General features: G+C 71.7%; 14 protein-coding genes. 4 read left to right on the top strand and 10 right to left on the bottom strand.

The window, feature by feature from the left end; genetic code table 11:
* Positions 1–298 precede the first annotated feature (298 nt).
* Positions 299–1486, bottom strand: coding sequence for a serine hydrolase domain-containing protein (locus tag CLV63_RS25010; protein ID WP_106585645.1), 1188 nt, complete (start codon positions 1484–1486; stop codon positions 299–301).
* A 96-nt stretch (positions 1487–1582) separates the two neighbouring features.
* On the opposite strand from CLV63_RS25010, the gene CLV63_RS25005 reads away from it, so the two are divergent.
* The gene (locus tag CLV63_RS25005; protein ID WP_106585644.1) at positions 1583–2152 is read left to right on the top strand and encodes a TetR/AcrR family transcriptional regulator; all 570 of its coding nucleotides are present in this window, start codon (positions 1583–1585) and stop codon (positions 2150–2152) included.
* A gap of 25 nt (positions 2153–2177) precedes the next feature.
* Here the strand turns inward: CLV63_RS25005 and CLV63_RS25000 are convergent, their stop codons facing one another.
* The 5 genes from CLV63_RS25000 to CLV63_RS24980 form a co-directional block, all read right to left on the bottom strand.
* The gene (locus CLV63_RS25000) at positions 2178–3311 is read right to left on the bottom strand and encodes a M20 family metallopeptidase (protein WP_106585643.1); all 1134 of its coding nucleotides are present in this window, start codon (positions 3309–3311) and stop codon (positions 2178–2180) included.
* Positions 3301–3969: a DUF1028 domain-containing protein gene (locus tag CLV63_RS24995; protein WP_106585642.1), complete on the bottom strand. Its 669-nt coding sequence runs from the start codon at positions 3967–3969 to the stop codon at positions 3301–3303. The genes CLV63_RS25000 and CLV63_RS24995 overlap by 11 nt, the downstream gene beginning before the upstream one ends.
* A complete protein-coding gene (locus CLV63_RS24990) occupies positions 3966–4388 on the bottom strand; it encodes a RidA family protein (RefSeq protein WP_106585641.1) in 423 nt (140 codons plus the stop codon). The genes CLV63_RS24995 and CLV63_RS24990 overlap by 4 nt, the downstream gene beginning before the upstream one ends.
* 34 nt (positions 4389–4422) lie before the next feature.
* The gene (locus CLV63_RS24985) at positions 4423–5679 is read right to left on the bottom strand and encodes a flavin-containing monooxygenase (RefSeq protein ID WP_106585640.1); all 1257 of its coding nucleotides are present in this window, start codon (positions 5677–5679) and stop codon (positions 4423–4425) included.
* 146 nt (positions 5680–5825) lie between these two features.
* Positions 5826–7142 carry an MFS transporter gene (locus tag CLV63_RS24980; RefSeq protein WP_106585639.1) on the bottom strand — a complete coding sequence of 439 codons (1317 nt, stop codon included), beginning with the start codon at positions 7140–7142 and terminating at the stop codon, positions 5826–5828.
* Between the two features lie 284 nt (positions 7143–7426).
* Here CLV63_RS24980 and CLV63_RS24975 point away from each other — a divergent pair, with 284 nt between their 5' ends.
* Positions 7427–8335, top strand: coding sequence for a LysR family transcriptional regulator (locus tag CLV63_RS24975; protein WP_106585638.1), 909 nt, complete (start codon positions 7427–7429; stop codon positions 8333–8335).
* An 86-nt stretch (positions 8336–8421) separates the two neighbouring features.
* On the opposite strand, the gene CLV63_RS24970 is transcribed toward CLV63_RS24975, so the two are convergent.
* Positions 8422–9522, bottom strand: coding sequence for an NAD(P)-binding domain-containing protein (locus tag CLV63_RS24970; RefSeq protein ID WP_106585637.1), 1101 nt, complete (start codon positions 9520–9522; stop codon positions 8422–8424).
* A 108-nt stretch (positions 9523–9630) separates the two neighbouring features.
* Positions 9631–10590, bottom strand: coding sequence for a TetR/AcrR family transcriptional regulator C-terminal domain-containing protein (locus tag CLV63_RS24965; RefSeq protein WP_106585636.1), 960 nt, complete (start codon positions 10588–10590; stop codon positions 9631–9633).
* Positions 10591–11027: 437 nt separating this feature from the next.
* On the opposite strand from CLV63_RS24965, the gene CLV63_RS24960 reads away from it, so the two are divergent.
* Complete coding sequence (locus tag CLV63_RS24960; RefSeq protein WP_106585635.1) at positions 11028–12017, top strand: malate dehydrogenase; 990 nt, start codon at positions 11028–11030, stop codon at positions 12015–12017.
* 102 nt (positions 12018–12119) lie between these two features.
* Positions 12120–14624, top strand: coding sequence for a DEAD/DEAH box helicase (locus CLV63_RS24955; RefSeq protein ID WP_106585634.1), 2505 nt, complete (start codon positions 12120–12122; stop codon positions 14622–14624).
* A 90-nt stretch (positions 14625–14714) separates the two neighbouring features.
* Here the strand turns inward: CLV63_RS24955 and CLV63_RS24950 are convergent, their stop codons facing one another.
* Positions 14715–15113 (bottom strand): dCMP deaminase, encoded by a 399-nt coding sequence (locus CLV63_RS24950; protein ID WP_106585665.1) that lies wholly within the window; start codon positions 15111–15113, stop codon positions 14715–14717.
* A 416-nt stretch (positions 15114–15529) separates the two neighbouring features.
* The gene (locus CLV63_RS24945) at positions 15530–16423 is read right to left on the bottom strand and encodes a hypothetical protein (protein ID WP_106585633.1); all 894 of its coding nucleotides are present in this window, start codon (positions 16421–16423) and stop codon (positions 15530–15532) included.
* Positions 16424–17293: the final 870 nt, after the last annotated feature.

The raw sequence follows: 17293 nt of genomic DNA, 5'->3' as shown, positions 1-17293 counted from the left end.
GCAGGGAGCATCCGGACAGCAGGATCGCGGCGCACACGGCCGCGCCGATCTGGCGTTTCATGGCAAGGGTCCTCGTGTGGGGGAACTGAAGGACTTCGCACTGGCTGTGGAGTTGTGCCGCGGTCTCGACCACGGTGCTTCTCAGGGTTGGACGTCGGCCGGCGCCGCCCGGATCCCACCGATGTGAACGGCGCCCGCGATCAGGACGCGGGCGCCGGGGCCCGGGGCGGTCGGAGGGTCGGTGGCGAACGGGTGGCGGGCCGGCGCCAGCGGTGCGGCCGCGGGGGTGTTCGCGCGGTCACGACGCGTCGGCCAAGCCGGCGTACACCGCGTCCACCAAGGCGTTCACCCGGAGGTCGTTGCCCTCCAGGAGTTCCGAGCCGCGGTTCGGCACGTAGCCGAACGCCAGTTCGTGCGCCGGGTCGGCGAAGGCGAACGATCCGGTCGCACCGCCGTGCCCGAACGCCCGACGCGGCAACGAACCGGGCACGAACGGTCCGCCGGGGACCATGAAGCCCAGCCCCCAGTCCGTACGGATGTTCAGGACACGGTCGGTGCCGCTGGAGTAGCGGGTTCCGGCCTGCTCGACGAGGTCCGCGCCGAACAACCGCCGACCGTCGACCTCGCCGATCGTCGCCGCGAACAGCTTGGCGAGTCCGGCTGCGGACGCGGTCCCGTCCGTCGACGGAGCCTCGATCAGCGCGAAGGCCGGGTCGGCCGCCGACTCCCAGCCGATGTCGAAGCTGCCGTACATGGCCTCGTAGGTCAGTGAATCCGGATCCGCGAGCCCCGCGTAGAGCCCGTGCATCCCCTCGACCTGGCTGCCGAGTCCCACCTCGTCCATTGATTCCGGCAGGACCAGCCGTGCCAGCCTCGGCAGCTTGTCCTCGGGCAGGCCGATATGGCAGTCGAGTCCGAGCGGCCCGGCGACGGCTTCGGCGAACCAGGGCCCGACCGTCGTGCCGGTGACCGTTCGCACCACCGCACTGAGCAGGTGTCCGAAGGTCACCCCGTGGTACCCGTGCGCGGTGCCGGGCTCCCATCGCGGGCTCGCCGCGGCGATCGCGTCGAAGACCGGCTCGCCCTCGACCAGCCCCTGCCGGGTCACCGGCCGGTGGGCGAGCGACACCACCCCGGACCGGTGGGTGAGCACCATGCGCAGGGTGATGTCGCCCTTGCCCGCCTCGGCGAACTCCGGCCAGTAGTACGCGACCGGGCGGTCCAGGTCGAGTTCGCCGCGCTCGACCAGGTTCAGCACGCTGATCGCCACCATCGCCTTGGTCGTCGACGCGATCGTCGCCACCGTGTCGGCCGCCCACGGGGTGCCCGCGTCCGGGTCGGCGAGCCCGCCCCAGAGGTCCACCACCGGCCTGCCCCGCCACCACACCGCCACCGAGGCACCGACCTCGCCGCGCTCGGCGAAGCTCCGCTCGAATTCGGCCCGCACCCGCTCGAAGCCTGACACGACTGTTCCGTTGAGCTCCATCTCAACCACCTACCTTCCGGTCGGTAGGCTAACTACCAACCGGTTGGTAGGCAAATCCGCTAGGGTTATCCGGTACCGCGGAAGAGGAGTCCTTCGATGAGCACACAGGACGGGGCGAGCACCCAGGACCGGATCCTGGCCACCGCGCGGGAGCTTTTCGCCGCCCACACCTATCGCGCGGCCACCATGCGCCAGATCGCCGAGCGGCTGGGCATCACCAAACCGTCGCTGTACTACCACTTCGGCAGCAAGGCGGAGATCCTGGAGACGCTGCTCAGCGAGCCGGTCCGGGAACTCGACACCGCGGTCTCCGCTGCGGCCGAAGAGCCCGATCAGGACGAGGCGCGGCGCCGGGTGCTCCGCGGGTGCATCGACGTGATCGTGCGGCACCGGGACGTGATGCGGCTGCTGTTCCGGGACGCCTCGGTCTACGGCGACGAATCGGTCCACATCGTCGGACGGCTGGTGGGCACCGTGGACCGGGCGGTGGAGGTCCTGGCGGGCCCGGATCCGGACTGGCGCAGTCGACTGCGGGCGGCACAGGCGTTCGCCGCCGCGACGGATCCGGTCAACCAGTTCCCCGACGTCGGCATGGACGAGCTCCGCGCGGAACTCTTCGCGGGGGCAAGCGCGGTCCTCGCACGCCACGATCCGTCGAGGACGTGACGCGGCCCCGGGCCGCGGCGGCGGGTCAGGCGGGTGGCGAGGTGAAGTAGGTGTGGGCCGTGCGGGCGAGGAGGGTGGCACCGTCGGCGAGGGTCCGGTCGGCCGCCGCGCCGACGCACACGGCGGCGAAATCCGGCTGGTGGTTGCTCACCGGGAAGCAGTCGAGCCCGATGTAGGGGTGGATGGCGGGGACGAGCTGCGAGACGTTGCCCAGATCGGTCGACGCGCGGTTCATCGTCTGGTGTTCCACGGGCGCGTCGAACCGGCGCCCGAGGTCGCGCGCGTGGGCCTGGTAGATCTCCAACGCGCGCTCGTCCGTGCGGAATTCGGAGTAGGGCTGCGACTCCGGGGTGAACTCCAGCGCGGTGTCCGTCGCCAGCGCGCCGGCCTCGAAGCACTGCCTGACCCGGCGGCGCAGCGGCGCCAGTTCGGCGAGCGTCTCGGCGCGCGTGTACCAGCGGCCCTCCGTGACCCCGGGGATGGCGTTGGGCGCCGCCCCGCCGACCGTCTGGATCCCGTGGACCCGAGTGGCGGGCGGGAGCTGCTGGCGCAGCAGGCCGACGGCCACCTGTGAGATCACGAAGGCGTCGTTGGCGTTGCGGCCCTCATGCGGGTAGGCGGCGGCGTGCGCGGTGTGCCCGGTGAAGCGGACGTGGTCGTGGGCGACCGCGTACGGCTCGGCCCGCGGCGCGTCGACGGGCCCGGGGTGTGCCATGAGGGCGAGGTCGAGGTCGGTGAAGGCACCGGCGTCGAGCATCTCGATCTTGCCCCCGCCGCCTTCCTCCGCCGGCGTGCCGATCACGTCGATCCGGAGGTCGAGCGCCGCCGCCCACGGCCGCAGCGCGATCGCCGCGCCGCTCGACATCGCGGCGATCAGATTGTGCCCGCAGGCGTGCCCGAGGCCGGGCAGCGCGTCGTACTCGACGATGAAGCCGACCCGGCGGCCGCCCGACCCGTAGGAGGCGTGCACGGCGGTCGGGAAGCCGAGGTACCCGGTCGTCACGGTGAACCCGAACTCGGCGAGCAGTTCGGCCGTCCACCGCGCCGCCCGGTGCTCCTGCCAGGCGGTCTCCGGGTGGGCGTGCAGCGTCTCGGAGTACTCGATCAGGCGCGCGAGGTGGTCGGCGGCGGTGGGGAGCCCGGGGCGTTCAGCGGTCATCGCCGGGGACCCCGTAACCGGGCGAGGCCGCGGGCTCCAGGCCGCGCTGGACGTAGGCGTCCCGTTGCGGAAGCCAGACGCCGAGCAGCCGCCCGAGTTCCCCGATGGGGTCCTCCTGCCAGTCCACGCGCAGATCGGTGTCGCGCCAGCCGATCGCGGAGACGGTCGACAGCCCGGCGGAGTACACGGGCCCGGCCTCGCCGCCGGCGGCGAGGCCGGCCGCGAGCGCGGCGTGCAGGCGCTCCTCCAGTTCGCCCTCTGCTGCGGCGAAGGCCGTGCACAGGGTCTCGGGGATGTCCGGGCGGGACAGCAGGTTGCCGGCCGCGGCGCAGTGCGGCCCGGTGGCGGCACCGTGCACGCCGAGGGTGCGGCGGCCGCTGAACGTCGCCGCGGCGCCCGAGCCGTCGACCACGGTCAGCTGCCGGAAGTCGATGTCCGGCTCGTCCCTGCGGACCGCCGCGATGGCGGCTTCGGGGTCGGCCCCCGACGCGAGCGCGTCCAGCAGGGCCGGGCCCAGCCGCGGGTCGGTGATGTTCTGCGACGTGACCGCGCCGACCGAGTCGCGCAGGTGGATCACTCGTGCGGCGACCGCCGGTGAGGACGACGTGGCGGCGATGCCGAACCGGCCGTCCTGGTGGGCGGCGATGGAGAAGGTCATTGCGCGCTCCCTGAGATCACGGCCGTGGCGTCGATCTCCACGAGCCACTCCGGCCGGGCGAGGGCCTGGACGACGATACCGGTGGAGACCGGGTGGACGCCCTTCAGCCAGCGCCCGACCTCGCGGTACACCTCTTCCCGGTAGCGGGGGTCGATGAGGTAGATCGTCACCTTGACGATGTCCTGGAGGCCGCTGCCGGCCTCGGCCAGGAGTGTTTCGATGTTCGCCATGGCCTTCTCGGTCTGCGCCCGGACGTCGCCGATACCGACGGATTCCCGGGAGTCCAGGTCCTGGCCGATCTGGCCGCGGAGGTACACGACGCCCCCGGCGACGACCGCCTGGCACAGGTCGTTGTCGAGGTTCTGCTCCGGGTAGGTGTCCTTGGTGTTGAACTTCCGGATGCGGGTGTGGGTGGTCACTGTTCGCTCGCTTTCTGGACTGCGGGGCCGCCGGTCACCGGCCCGGTCGCCGGTACGCCTGGTAGCTCCGCTGGATCGAGATGTGGTCGGCCACGTACTTGGCGTCGTGCCAGGCGCCCCAGATGAAGCTCGATCCGCGCCGGGACTGCCATGGCAGGCCCAGGAAGTAGACGCCGGGTTCGGCCGTGACGCCGCGCTGGTGTTCCGGCCTGCCGTTCTCGTCGAACACGTCGACGTCCAGCCAGCCGTAGTCGACGGTGAAGCCGGTGGCCCAGACGATGGCGGTGACCCCGGCCCCGGCGAGGTCGAGTTCGAGGATGGGGTCGGTCACCGCCGCCGGGTCGGCGCCCAGCAGGCGCGCCTGCGGCTCCTCGGGGAGGTCGAGGCCGTTGCGCGCGATGTAGGCGTCCGCCTCGTCGAGCAGCGACAGGTAGTTCGCGTCCCCGTTCGCGATGCTGTCGCGGAGGTCGGGCGCGAACCGCATGGTCCCGCCGTCGAACGACGCGGCCCGGCCGACGAGCGTGATCCCGCGGCCGGCCAGCGTCCTGAAGTCGACGGTGTGGCCGCCGTGCGCGCCGCTTACCGCGATCGTGACGTGCTCGGCGCCCTTGGGCGGCGCCGCGGCCTCCCACTTGCCGAGGACGCCCAGCCACCAGACGAAGTCGCGGCCGCGGTAGGCCCGCGGGGGGCGGTCGTGCGGGCCGACGGCGAGGTACACCCGCCGCCCGGAGTCCCGGAGCTCGTCGGCGATCTGCACCCCCGACGACCCGGAACCGACCACGAGGACGGCGCCCTCGGGGAGCTGCGCGGGATTGCGGTACCCGCTGGAGTGGACCTGCCGGAGCCCTGCGGACTCGGGGACGATCGGCGGGATGACCGGCCGCTGGAAGGGGCCGGTGGCGGCCACGACGTGGCGCGCCTCGATGGGCCCGTCGGACGTCTCGACCCGGAATCCGAGGCGGCCCGGGTTCTTGCGCACGGAGGTGACGTCGACCCCGCACCGGACCGGCGCGCCGATCTTCGCGGCGTAGGCGGCGAAGTAGTCCGCCACCTGCTCCTTTGTGGCGAAGGCGTCGGGGTCGAGATCGGTGAACTCCAGGCCGGGGAACCGGTCGTGCCACGCGGGCCCGTTCGCGACCAGGGAGTCCCACCGTTCCGAGCGCCAGCGTTCGGCGATGCGGTGCCGTTCCAGGACGACGTGCGGCACCTTGCGGTCGCTCAGGTGCTCGCTCATCGCTATGCCGGCCTGCCCTCCTCCGACGACGACGGCCTCGACCTCGTGGCTGGACATCCGGAACCTCCATTCCAGTGGGCGGCTATCGCGGGTTGATACGGTGCGCGTCCATGCGCGCGTGCCGATCCGCCGGCCGCCGTCGGCGATCGTTCACGGGCTCGCGGGCGCGGGCTTGCGGGTGCGGCCGATGCGGCCGTGGGCGCTCAGCGGGGGGCGCGGTCGCTCTCGTGCAGCAGGTCCGAGCCGCTGGTCTCGGGCATCGTCCGCAGTGTCACCGCGCCGATGATCCCGATCACGATCATCGTGAACCCGGGGACCATGGCGCTGCCGGTGAGGGCGATGAGCCAGGTCATCAGGTACGGCAGCGTTCCGGCGAAGAACGCGCCGGCGACGCTGTAGGCCATCGACAGACCGCTCTGCCTGGTCCGCGTCGGGAAGAGCTCCGCCACCGCCGAGGCGTGCGTGCCCAGGATGACCGCCAGGATCACGGCCAGCCCGAAGGTTGCGGCGAACGCCGACCACGACGAGTTCACCTGCATCAGCAGGAACAGCGGCACCGACCCCACCACCATCAGGCCCGCGGCGGTGTACAGCACCGGCTTGCGCCCCACCCGGTCCGACACGATGCCGGACAGCGGGATCACGCCCATGGCGACCACCGAGGCCCCGGCGGAGAGCAGGGCCGCGCGGTCCGCGGGGATCCCGACGATCTCCTCCTGATAGGTGATCAGGTACACGAGGACGATGTAGAAGGTCGAGTTCATGAACGTCTCGATGCCGACGGTCTGGAGGAACTGCCGCCCGTTCGAGCGGAACACCTCGACGACCGGCTGGCTCGGGACGTTGTTCATGTCCTCGAGCGCCCGGTACTCGGGGGTGTCCTCGATGCGCAGGCGGATGTAGAGACCGACCGCGGCCAGCGGGACCGTCAGCAGGAACGGCAGCCGCCACGCCCAGTCGAGCACATCGGCCGGGGTGAAGACCGAATGCAGCGCCCACACGACGAACGACGCGCAGAGGAACCCGCCGACCGAGCCGAACTCGATCCACGAGCACCCGAATCCGCGGCGCTTCGGGGGTGAGAACTCGGCGAGGAACGCCGCCGCCGAGCCGAACTCACCGCCCGCCGCCAGGCCCTGGATGATCCGGGCGACCACGAGCAGCAGCGGCGCGATGACGCCGACGGACTCGTACGTGGGCAGCAGCCCGAGCATGAGGGTTCCGGCCGCCATGGAGATGATGACGACGGAGAGCGTCGTCTTGCGTCCGAAGCGGTCGCCGAGGTGGCCGAACAGCACCGACCCGAGCGGGCGGACGAAGAACGCGACGGCGAACACCGCGAAGACCGACAGCAGCCCGGTCGTGCCGTCCTGCTCCGGGAAGAACACCTGCGCCATGGTGGTGGCGAGGTAGGCGTAGACGGCCCAGTCGAACCAGTGGACGAACACGCCGACCGATCCGGCGAACACGCTGCGGCGCAGGTCCTTCCGGTCGACGTGGCCCGAGGTCTCGCTCGTCATTTCTCCTCCTGGAATCTCGGTCTCCGGCGCGCGGACGGCCCATGCGGTCGCGGGGACCCGCCACCGCGCGGGCGGGGTTCTCGTCGTGGACCAGGAGGGAGTCGGCGCCCCGGAGCGGCGGAGCGAGCGCCGCGGATCGGCACGGTGTTCGCCCCGATACTCCGCACCTCCGACCGGCCTGTGTGCTCTGGCTCACGAGTATCGGGGCGCGCCGTACGATCTGTACAACACATAGATGTGATGCTCACGTTCGGAAAATCCGATAGCACGGGGAGGCCGGGCCCATGGCCGATGTGAGCCTGCGGCAACTGGAGTACCTGATGGCGGTCGCGCGGCTCGGGTCGGTGACCGCGGCGGCGCGGGAGCTGTTCGTCTCCCAGTCGGCCGTGTCGACGGCGCTGGCCGACCTCGAATCGGCGCTCGGCATCACCCTGTTCGTCCGCTCGCAGAAGGGGATGCGGCTCACCCCCTCGGGGCAGCGCGCGATCACCGCGGCCGACAACGTGCTGTCCAGCGTCGATCAGCTCCGGGAGTCCACCAGTCAGGAACGGGACGGCGTCGAGGGCACGCTCACGATCGGCTGCTACGCGACGATCGCGCCGATCCTGCTGCCGAAGGTCATCGCCGAGTTCTCGCGGCGGCACCCGCAGGTGCGGTTCTCGTTCGTCGAGGCGGCCCACGAGACGCTCCTGGACGACCTGGTCAACACGCGGATCGACGTCGCGATCACCTACCACTACGAGCTCGAATCCGTGCGCACCGCGACCGGGGTGACCGCGCAGCCGCTGCGATCGGACCCGCCCTATGTGCTCACCCCCGTGGACGGGCCACTGAGCGCGCGGGACACCCTGAGCCTCGCCGACCTGGCCCCGGAGCCGCTGATCCTGTTCGACCTGCCGCCCGGCGGCGACTACTTCCTCGGCCTGTTCGCCAAGGCCGGCCTGGTTCCGAACGTGCGCTTCCGCACGACGAGCTTCGAGATGGTCCGCGCCCTGGTCGCACGCGGGCTGGGCAGCGCGCTGCTCACGCAGCGCACCGTGCTCGAGCGCAGCTACGAGGACCTGCCGTACGCGACCAAGGACCTCGACATCCGGTCGGCGGGGCTCGGGATCGAGGTCATCCAACTGACCGACCGCAAACCGGTGCGGCGGATCCAGGCGTTCATCGACGTCTGCCGGGAGATCGTGGTCTGACCCCCGCCCGCCGCGATCGCCGCGTCCGGGATGGGCGGCCCCGCACACGCGGTCGGCGATCCGCGGAACGCGCCTGGCCTCTTCGGTCAGTAGGCCGCCGGGGTTCCCGCAGGGGTCGGGGTGGCGGTGCGGAAGCCGCCGAGGTGATCGCGGAGTTCGCGGACCGCGGTGCGGCCGGCCCGGTTGGCGCCGATCGTGCTCGCGGTGGGGCCGTAGCCGATCAGGTGGACCCGCGGGTCGGCGACCGCGCGCGTGCCCTCGACCCGGATCCCGCCGCCGCGCTCCCGCAGGTCCAATGGGCCGAGATGGGCCACGCTGGGGCGGAAGCCGGTCGCCCAGAGGATGGCGTCGGCCGCAACGGACCGGCCGTCGTCCCAGGCGACGCCCTCGGGTGTCACCCGGTCGAAGGAGCGGGTGAGGGCGATGCGGCCGTCCTCGACCGCCTCGGCCACCACAGTGGGAAGGGCCAGGCCGGTCGCGCTGACGACGCTCCCCGGCAGGTGCCCCCGGCGCACCCGTTCGGCGATGACGGCGACCGAGGCGCGGCCGCGCTCCTCGTCGAAGGGCCCCGGCATGAGGTCGAGGGGGCGGCGCGTCACCCATGTCACGGCGGACGCCACCGGGACCAGGTCGACCAGCATGTCGGCGGCCGACCCGCCGCCGCCGACCACGACCACCCGCTGCCCGGCGAACTCCGCGGCCCCCCGGTAGCCGGCGGTGTGCAGCTGCCTGCCGCGGAACGACCGGCTCCCCTGGTAGTAGGGCCAGAAGGGCCGCTCCCAGGTGCCGGTGGCGTTGATGAGGCCGCGCGCCGACCAGGTGCCGTCGGCGGTCTCGACCAGCAGCCGGCCGGTCGCGGGGCCCTCCCGCACCCGGCGGACCCGCACCGGGCGGCGCACGCGGAGGTCGAAGGCGCGCTCGAAGGCGGCGAAGTACGCGGGAACGGCGGTGTTCACGGGGCGCGGCCGGGCCGGGCGGGTCCACGGCATGCCGGGGAGGTCGTGGACACCGTTGACGGTCTCGGTGGTGAGGGTGTCCCACCGGTTCCGCCAGGCGCCGCCGGGCCCGGCGCCGTGGTCGAGCACGACGAAGTCCCGGTCGGGGGCCAGGCCCGCCCGGCGCAGGTGGTAGGCGCCGGACAGGCCCGCCTGCCCGGCGCCGATGACCGCGACCTCGACATCACGCACGCCCTTTGCAACAGCCCCAACGGGGCCGCGATTCCGGCCGCGGCGCCCCGGAACCCGGCGGGCCGGAGTCCGGCGGGCCGGAGCCCGGCGGGTTGCCGCGGGGCGCGGTCATGGCGGCGTCCGGCCCGCCACCAGGGCGGCGAAACCGTCGAGGTGGAGCGCGAGGCTGTACTCGAACAGTCCGTCGATGTCGGACCCCACGTCCCCGGGCACCGCGGCCAGCAGCGGGAACCGTCCGCTGTTGAGGAGGTCGCCCGACCGGTTCCGCTGCTCCAGCCGCCACCGGTCGAGTGTCATACCGGTCTCCTGCTCCGCCTCGACCTCCTCGGCAAGGGACAGGCCGATGGTGACCACCAGCGCCGGGAGGCTGAGCGCCTGGCGGTACCGGGTCTCCATGGGCAGCCCGAGGCCGTCGAGCGCGCGCAGGGTCCACTCGGTGTGCGCCATCATGTTGGGCGCGGGCAACGGGCGCGTGAACGAGACCACCCTTGGCAGCCAGAGGTGCCGCCGGCACAGCTCCCATTGCCGGCGCGAGACCAGTTCGAGCTTTGCCCGCCACCCCTCCGGCCCCGGGACGGGCAGCTCCGGTTCGCCGAAGGCGGCGTCGGCCATCAGGACCACCAGTTCGTCCTTTCCGGCCACGTGCCGGTACAGGGACATGGGGCCGACGCCGAGCTCGGCGGCGAGCCGCCGCATGGACACCGCGCCGAGGCCCTCGGCGTCGGCGATCGCGATGGCGGTGCGGAGGACGTGCTCCCGGCCCAGTTCCCGCCTGGACGTGTCCGCCGGCCGGTCGGTCCGCCGCGGGTCCGGGCCGGGCGGCCGCCTCCGGTCCGTGCGCGCGCTGACCACCGTTCCGGCGCCGACCCGCGGTTCGACCAGGCCCTCGTCGCGGAGGACCGCCATCACCCGGGTGGCGGTCGCGACCGCGACGCCCCACTGCCGGGCGATCTGCCGGATGGACGGCGCCCGCTCGCCCGGCCGCAGGGCACCGGACAGGATGCGGGACCGGATCTCCGCGACGATCCGGCGGTAGGGCGGTTCGGGCCGCCCCTGCGGCGACGGCATGCGGGCCTCCGATCTCGTGGCGCCGGTGCGCCACCGCCCGCACACCGTACTAGTCCACATGTGTCGGCACCAGCACGCTTGCCACCGATGACGGCCTGGACAACGGTCACTGCCGCCGACTCTTGGATACGGTGTACGCGCCACAGGGCCGACGCCGTACGCGTCCGTACGCGTCCGTACGGGGTCCGTGCCTCGGTCGCCGCGGCGCGCGGGCGGCGGGGTCCGCGCGGCACCGGCCGCCCAACGGGCCTTCAGCGGACCGGCGGAACAGGCCCTGACCAGCACGGACGCGGCGTCCGGGCGTGGAGCCCGGGGCGTTCCGAACCGGGCGGCACCAGCGCGGATATCGTTGCGGGCAGGGGCACCCGGATGAGCGGGGCCGGTCGACGCACCGGGACCGCCGCTCCCCCCACACGTTCGTCAGGAGATTGAAGGTCATGGCCCAAGCACCCGTCAACGTCACCGTCACCGGCGCGGCCGGTCAGATCGGCTACGCGCTGCTCTTCCGTATCGCGTCCGGTCAGCTGCTCGGCCAGGACACGCCGGTCCGCCTGCGCCTGCTGGAGGTCCCGCAGGCCGTCAAGGCGGCCGAGGGCACCGCCATGGAACTCGACGACTGCGCGTTCCCGCTGCTCAAGGGGATCGACATCTTCGACGACCCGAACAGCGGCTTCGAGGGTGCCAACATCGGCCTGCTGGTCGGCGCCCGGCCGCGCGGCCCCGGCATGGAGCGCGGCGACCTCCTCAAGGCGAACGGCGGGATCTTCAAGCCGCAGGGTGCCGCCATCAACGCCGGAGCGGCCGACGACATCCGCGTCCTCGTCGTCGGCAACCCCGCCAACACCAACGCGCTCATCGCGCAGGCGCACGCGCCCGACGTCCCCGCCGAGCGGTTCACCGCCATGACCCGGCTCGACCACAACCGCGCGCTCTCCCAGCTCGCGGCGAAGCTGAACGTGTCGGTCACCGACATCAAGAAGCTCACCATCTGGGGCAACCACTCCGCGACCCAGTACCCGGACATCTTCCAGTCCGAGGTCGGCGGCGCCAACGGGGCCGCGGCCGTGGACGACGAGAAGTGGCTGGCCGAGGAGTTCATCCCGACCGTCGCCAAGCGCGGCGCCGCCATCATCGACGCCCGCGGCGCGTCCTCGGCGGCCTCCGCCGCCAACGCGGCGATCGACCACGTCCACGACTGGGTGAACGGCACCCCCGAGGGCGACTGGACGTCGGCCGGGGTCGTCTCCGACGGTTCCTACGGCGTGCCCGAGGGCCTCATCTCGTCGTTCCCCGTGACCGCCCGCGGCGGCCGGTTCGAGATCGTGCAGGGGCTGGACATCAACGCGTTCTCGCGGTCGCGCATCGACGCGTCCGTCGCCGAACTCGCCGCGGAGCGCGACACGGTCACGGAGCTCGGGCTGGTCTGATCCCGGCTCCGCGCACCGCAATGCCATGAGGCGCCGCCCGTGCGGGCGGCGCCTCATGCGCGCGGTGTCGGTGCGGGTCGTCGAAGCAGGCAAGATGGACGGGTGAGCCTCTTCGATTCGATCCCCGACGACAACGCACCCGACTCGCTGTTCACCGCGTTCGCCGAGTGGGCCGAGGAGCGCGGGCTCACCCTGTACCCGCATCAGGAAGAGGCCCTGATCGAGGTGGTGTCGGGCGCCAACGTGATCCTGGCGACCCCCACCGGTTCGGGGAAGAGCCTGGTGGCGGCCGGTGCGCATTTCGCGTCGTTCGCCAAGGGCGAGCGGTCGTTCTACTCGGCCCCCATCAAGGCCCTGGTGTCGGAGAAGTTCTTCGACCTGTGCGCGGTGTTCGGCACCGCCAACGTCGGCATGATGACCGGCGACGCCAGCGTCAACGCCGACGCGCCCATCATCTGCTGCACCGCCGAGGTCCTTGCCAACATCGCCCTGCGCGACGGCGCCGACGCCGAGATCGGCCAGGTCGTCATGGACGAGTTCCACTTCTACGCCGAGCCCGACCGCGGCTGGGCCTGGCAGGTGCCGCTGCTGGAGCTGCCCAACGTGCAGTTCATCCTCATGTCGGCCACGCTCGGCGACGTCACCCGGTTCGAGGAGGACCTCACCCGGCGCACCGGGCGGCCCACGACGGTGGTGCGCTCCGCCGAGCGCCCGGTCCCCCTCTACTACTCGTACCGCACCACCCCGCTGCACGAGACGCTGGAGGAGCTGCTCTCCACCCGCGAGTCCCCGGTGTACATCGTGCACTTCACCCAGGCGCAGGCCGTGGAGCGGGCGCAGGCGCTGACCAGCATCAACATGTGCACCCGCGCCGAGAAGGACGCGATCGCCGCCGAGATCGGGAAATTCCGGTTCACCACCCGCTTCGGCCGCAACCTGTCGCGCTACGTGCGCAGCGGCATCGGCGTCCACCACGCCGGCATGCTGCCGAAGTACCGGCGCCTGGTCGAGCGCCTCGCGCAGGCCGGGCTGCTCAAGGTCATCTGCGGCACCGACACCCTCGGCGTCGGCGTCAACGTCCCCATCCGCACCGTGCTGTTCACGGCGCTGAGCAAGTACGACGGGACCCGGGTGCGCCGCTTGAGCGCGCGGGAGTTCCACCAGATCGCCGGCCGCGCCGGGCGGGCCGGGTACGACACAGTCGGCAATGTCGTGGTGCAGGCGCCCGACCACGTGGTCGAGAACGAGAAGGCGCTGGCCAAGGCGGGCGAGGACCCCAAGAAGCGCCGCAAGGTCGTGCGCAAGAAGGCGCCCGACGGCTTCGTGGGCTGGGACCAGAGCACCTTCGAGAAGCTCATCGCGGCCGACCCCGAGCCGCTGACCTCGCGGTTCAAGGTCAGCAACGCCATGCTGCTCAGCGTCATCGCCCGCCCCGGCGACTGCTTCGCCGCGATGAAGCACCTGCTCACCGACAACCACGACGACCGCTCGTGGCAGCGCCGGCACATCCGCGAGGCCATCGCCATCTACCGGTCGCTGCTCGACGGCGGCATCGTCGAGACCCTCGGCGAACCCGACGCCGAGGGGCGCACCGCGCGCCTGACCGTCGACCTGCAACCCGACTTCGCGCTGAACCAGCCGCTGTCGACGTTCGCGCTGGCCGCGTTCGACCTGATCGACCCGTACGCGCCCGACCACGCGCTGGACGTGCTCACCGTCGTCGAGGCCACCCTGGACGACCCCCGCCAGATCCTCGCCGCCCAGTTGAACAAGGCGCGCGGCGAGGCCGTCGCGCAGATGAAGGCCGACGGCATCGAGTACGACGAGCGAATGGAGCGGCTGGAGGAGATCACCTACCCGAAGCCGCTGGCCGAGCTGCTGGAGCACGCCTACGAGACGTACCGGCGCGGCCACCCCTGGGTGGGCGACCACCCGCTGCGCGGCAAGTCCATCGCGCGCGACATGTACGAGCGGGCGATGACGTTCACCGACTACGTCGGCTACTACGAACTGGCCCGCTCCGAGGGGCTGGTGCTGCGCTACCTCGCCGGCGCCTACAAGGCGCTGAACCAGACCGTTCCCGAGGACGCCAAGACCGAAGGGCTGCTCGACCTCACCGAGTGGCTGGGCGAACTGGTCCGCCAGGTCGACTCCAGCCTCCTCGACGAGTGGGAGCAGCTCACCAACCCCGCGGCGGAGGACGACTCCGGGTCGCCCATCGAGGACCGGCCCAAACCGGTGACGGCGAACCACCGGGCGTTCCGGGTGCTGGTCCGCAACGAGCTGTTCCGCCGCGTCGAGCACGCCGCGCGGCGCCGCTACGACCTGCTGGGCGCGCTCGACTCCGAGGACGGCTGGGACGCCGAGGCGTGGGCGGAGGCGCTCGCCGAGTACTACGAGGAGCACGACGAGGTCGGCATCGGCCCCGATGCGCGCGGCCCCAAGATGCTGCTCATCGAGGAGAAGCCCGAGGTGTGGGAGGTCCGCCAGGTCTTCGCCGACCCGGCGGGCGACCACGACTGGGGCATCAGCGCCGAGGTCGACCTCGCGGCCTCCGACGAGCAGGGCCGCGCGGTGGTCCGCGTCGTGGACGTCGACCGGCTCTGACCCCCCGCGCCGCCGCAGGGCGGCGTCGCGGCGCCGGCCCGGAACGGCCGGGCGCCCCGTTCGACCGCGAGGGGCGGGCGGCGGCCGGTCTCAGCGGAGGAGGTGCGCGTTCACCTGGCGCACCAGCGGGGCGAGGTCGGCGATCTCGACCACGGCGCGCCCTGCCGCGCGCAGGCGCTCCGCGCCGTCGCAGTCGGCGAACAGCGCCGGTTCGCGCCAGGCGAAGACCACCCGCGGGATCGCGGTCGCCAGGGTCAGTTCCGTGCAGGTGCGGGGGCGGGAGGCGCGGGCGCTGCACGGTTCGAGCGAGGTGTAGAGGGTGGCGCCGGCCAGTCGCGGATCGCCGGGGTCGAGGTCGCGCAGCGCCGCCTCTTCGGCGTGGTCCCTGGGATCGTCGCGGCGCGAGTACCCGCGTGCGAGCACGGAGCCGCCGGGGTCGACGACGATCGCGCCGACGGAGAACGCCGTGGCCGACTCAGGACACGCCATGGAGAGCCCGATGGCGGCCCACAGCCACTCCCGATCGCCGCCCGCCACAGTGGCGCAGGTCACAGGATCCCCGCGCGGGGTGCCCGGCGAGGGCGACGACGGCTGCCGCAACGAACCATGGGCCCCAGGGTAGCGCCGGCCGGTCGGGCGGCCGAACAGGTGGCGCCGACCGGAATAGACCACTTCGCCCCAGGGGTACAACTACCGCTGAAGGTGCTCGCACCGAACGCAGGAGGAGGCACACTGTGGGTGAAGACGACTGAGGCTGCGGGGGCCGCGGCCGGTGAACCGCTTCGGCGGGGCCGCGTGGAACCGGGTACCGCACCCCTCACGGGTCCGATTCCAAGGTCTTGACAACGCCGTCAGTCACCGGCCCTGAAACAACGGCCCGCCGACCGCCCGCACCGGCCGGCCGGTCAGAGGTCCCAGTGCCACGACAGCCCCGCGTGCTCCTTGCGCAGGTCGTCGAAGTCGAGGAAGTAGAAGCCGTTGCGGCTCTGCATCATCTGGTCGCGGCGCGGCACCTGGTCGGCGTCGAACACGTCGGGTTCGCGGAACCACCACGCGTCGACCGGCACCATCGGGGGCGTGAACTGCGCCCGCATGGCATGGCGCGTGACCGACTGCCCGTAGTAGCGCAGCAGCGGGCGTGCGGTGCGGTCGCTGTTCACCTTCACCTTGAAGGAGAGGGAGAACGGTGCCGGGTCGCGGGGCGAGAGGTCGCGGTCGAGTCGGAGCACCGCGGAGAGGTAACCCGTGATGGTCTCGTTGACCCGCTCCACCTGGCACCCCGAACCGGCCTCGATCGACAGCACGCCCTGGTGCGGGTCCGCGTAGTAGCTGTACCGGGCCGTGAACAGCGACACACCGGGGTGCAGGGCGGAGATCGTCCGGATCACGGTGATCTCCTCCAGCACGCCGAGTTCGTCGAACCGGTAGAGCACCTCGCTGCCGTGGACCTTGTAGCCGGCCCGGATCTCGGAGTAGGTCGACTCCGCCGTGACGCTGTAGGGCGGGCTCACGACGCCGCGCCGCGCCAGCCGCTGCTCGCGCCGCCGCGCCTCGCTCGCGCTGCGCATGGTGCGATAGGCCGACAGTGCGATGTCGCGGTCGCAGTCGAATTCGTCGATGTAGTGCTGGACGAGCTCGTGCGAGGGGGTGACGTGGCCGTTCTCGACATTGGAAATGTGGCCGGAGCTGAAATACGCGACGTCGCGGGTTGTCGCTCCGACGCCCAGGCGCGCCTTGCGCAGCAGCGTCCCGAGGAACCGGTGCTCTTCACTCAGAGGTTCGCGGCTCGGTCGGCTCATCGGCCACCTTCCGGGGCAGGGGGACGCCGGCGTGGACGCACGGGGACGTCCGACACCCTTCAGGCGACATTCTCCCCGAATGGGACGATCATCCCACCCCCCGCCGCGGATCCGACAGGGGTTTCGGCCGGGTCCTGCCCTCAGACCGGGTCCGCGGCACCGGCGAATGCGGCCCTGGTGCCGCGAACAGATACGGAACCCGCGCCATCCGGGAACACCCCGAAAAAGGACACGAATTCCGTAAGCACTACATATTCACCTAGAATGACCCGTCAGTCATCGTCACCCATTGGAAGCCTTACTCGCTAGAAACGGGCAATAATAAAACCGCGAACAGAATACCGTTCCCGGATCATTTAGTCGTCGTCGCCCATGAGACACCATTCGTCATTGAATCGGAGTTTGATTGAATACGACGCCGGACCAGTATGCTTTGTGAGCACAATCCGGCCGATGCCCGAATTCTCTAGTTCGGTAGAGAAGTACGCGAGTGGCTAGCGGTCGGCCCTGGGGCCGATCCGCGACCGATTCACCCCAATAAGGGCCTACGGCCTGCCGATCAGACTACCCACCGCCACACACTCGGAGAAACCGAACACGCACACACAGTGATTGAGTCTGCGAACGTTCGACGTCGGAGTGGGTGTAGCAGGTAGACAGGTCGTGGATTGGATGCTAACGGAGGCACGACCGTTGCGCAATGCGCGATTGGTGCCGAACTTGGTGGATTCCGCCCCTTTCCTGCGGCTGGCACCGCAGCGGCGGTCGCCGACCGCATCGGCCGACCGGAACCGGCGTCCCGTCCGGCCGCTTTCCGTCCGGTATCGCTTGCTTTGCACTTTCCGGTGCTTGCTTGCTTTCTTCGCCGCC

It is taken from the genome of Murinocardiopsis flavida, assembly GCF_003014485.1.
In the GTDB taxonomy this organism is placed as follows: domain Bacteria; phylum Actinomycetota; class Actinomycetes; order Streptosporangiales; family Streptosporangiaceae; genus Murinocardiopsis; species Murinocardiopsis flavida.
This window is presented reverse-complemented; position numbering and strand designations above follow the sequence as displayed.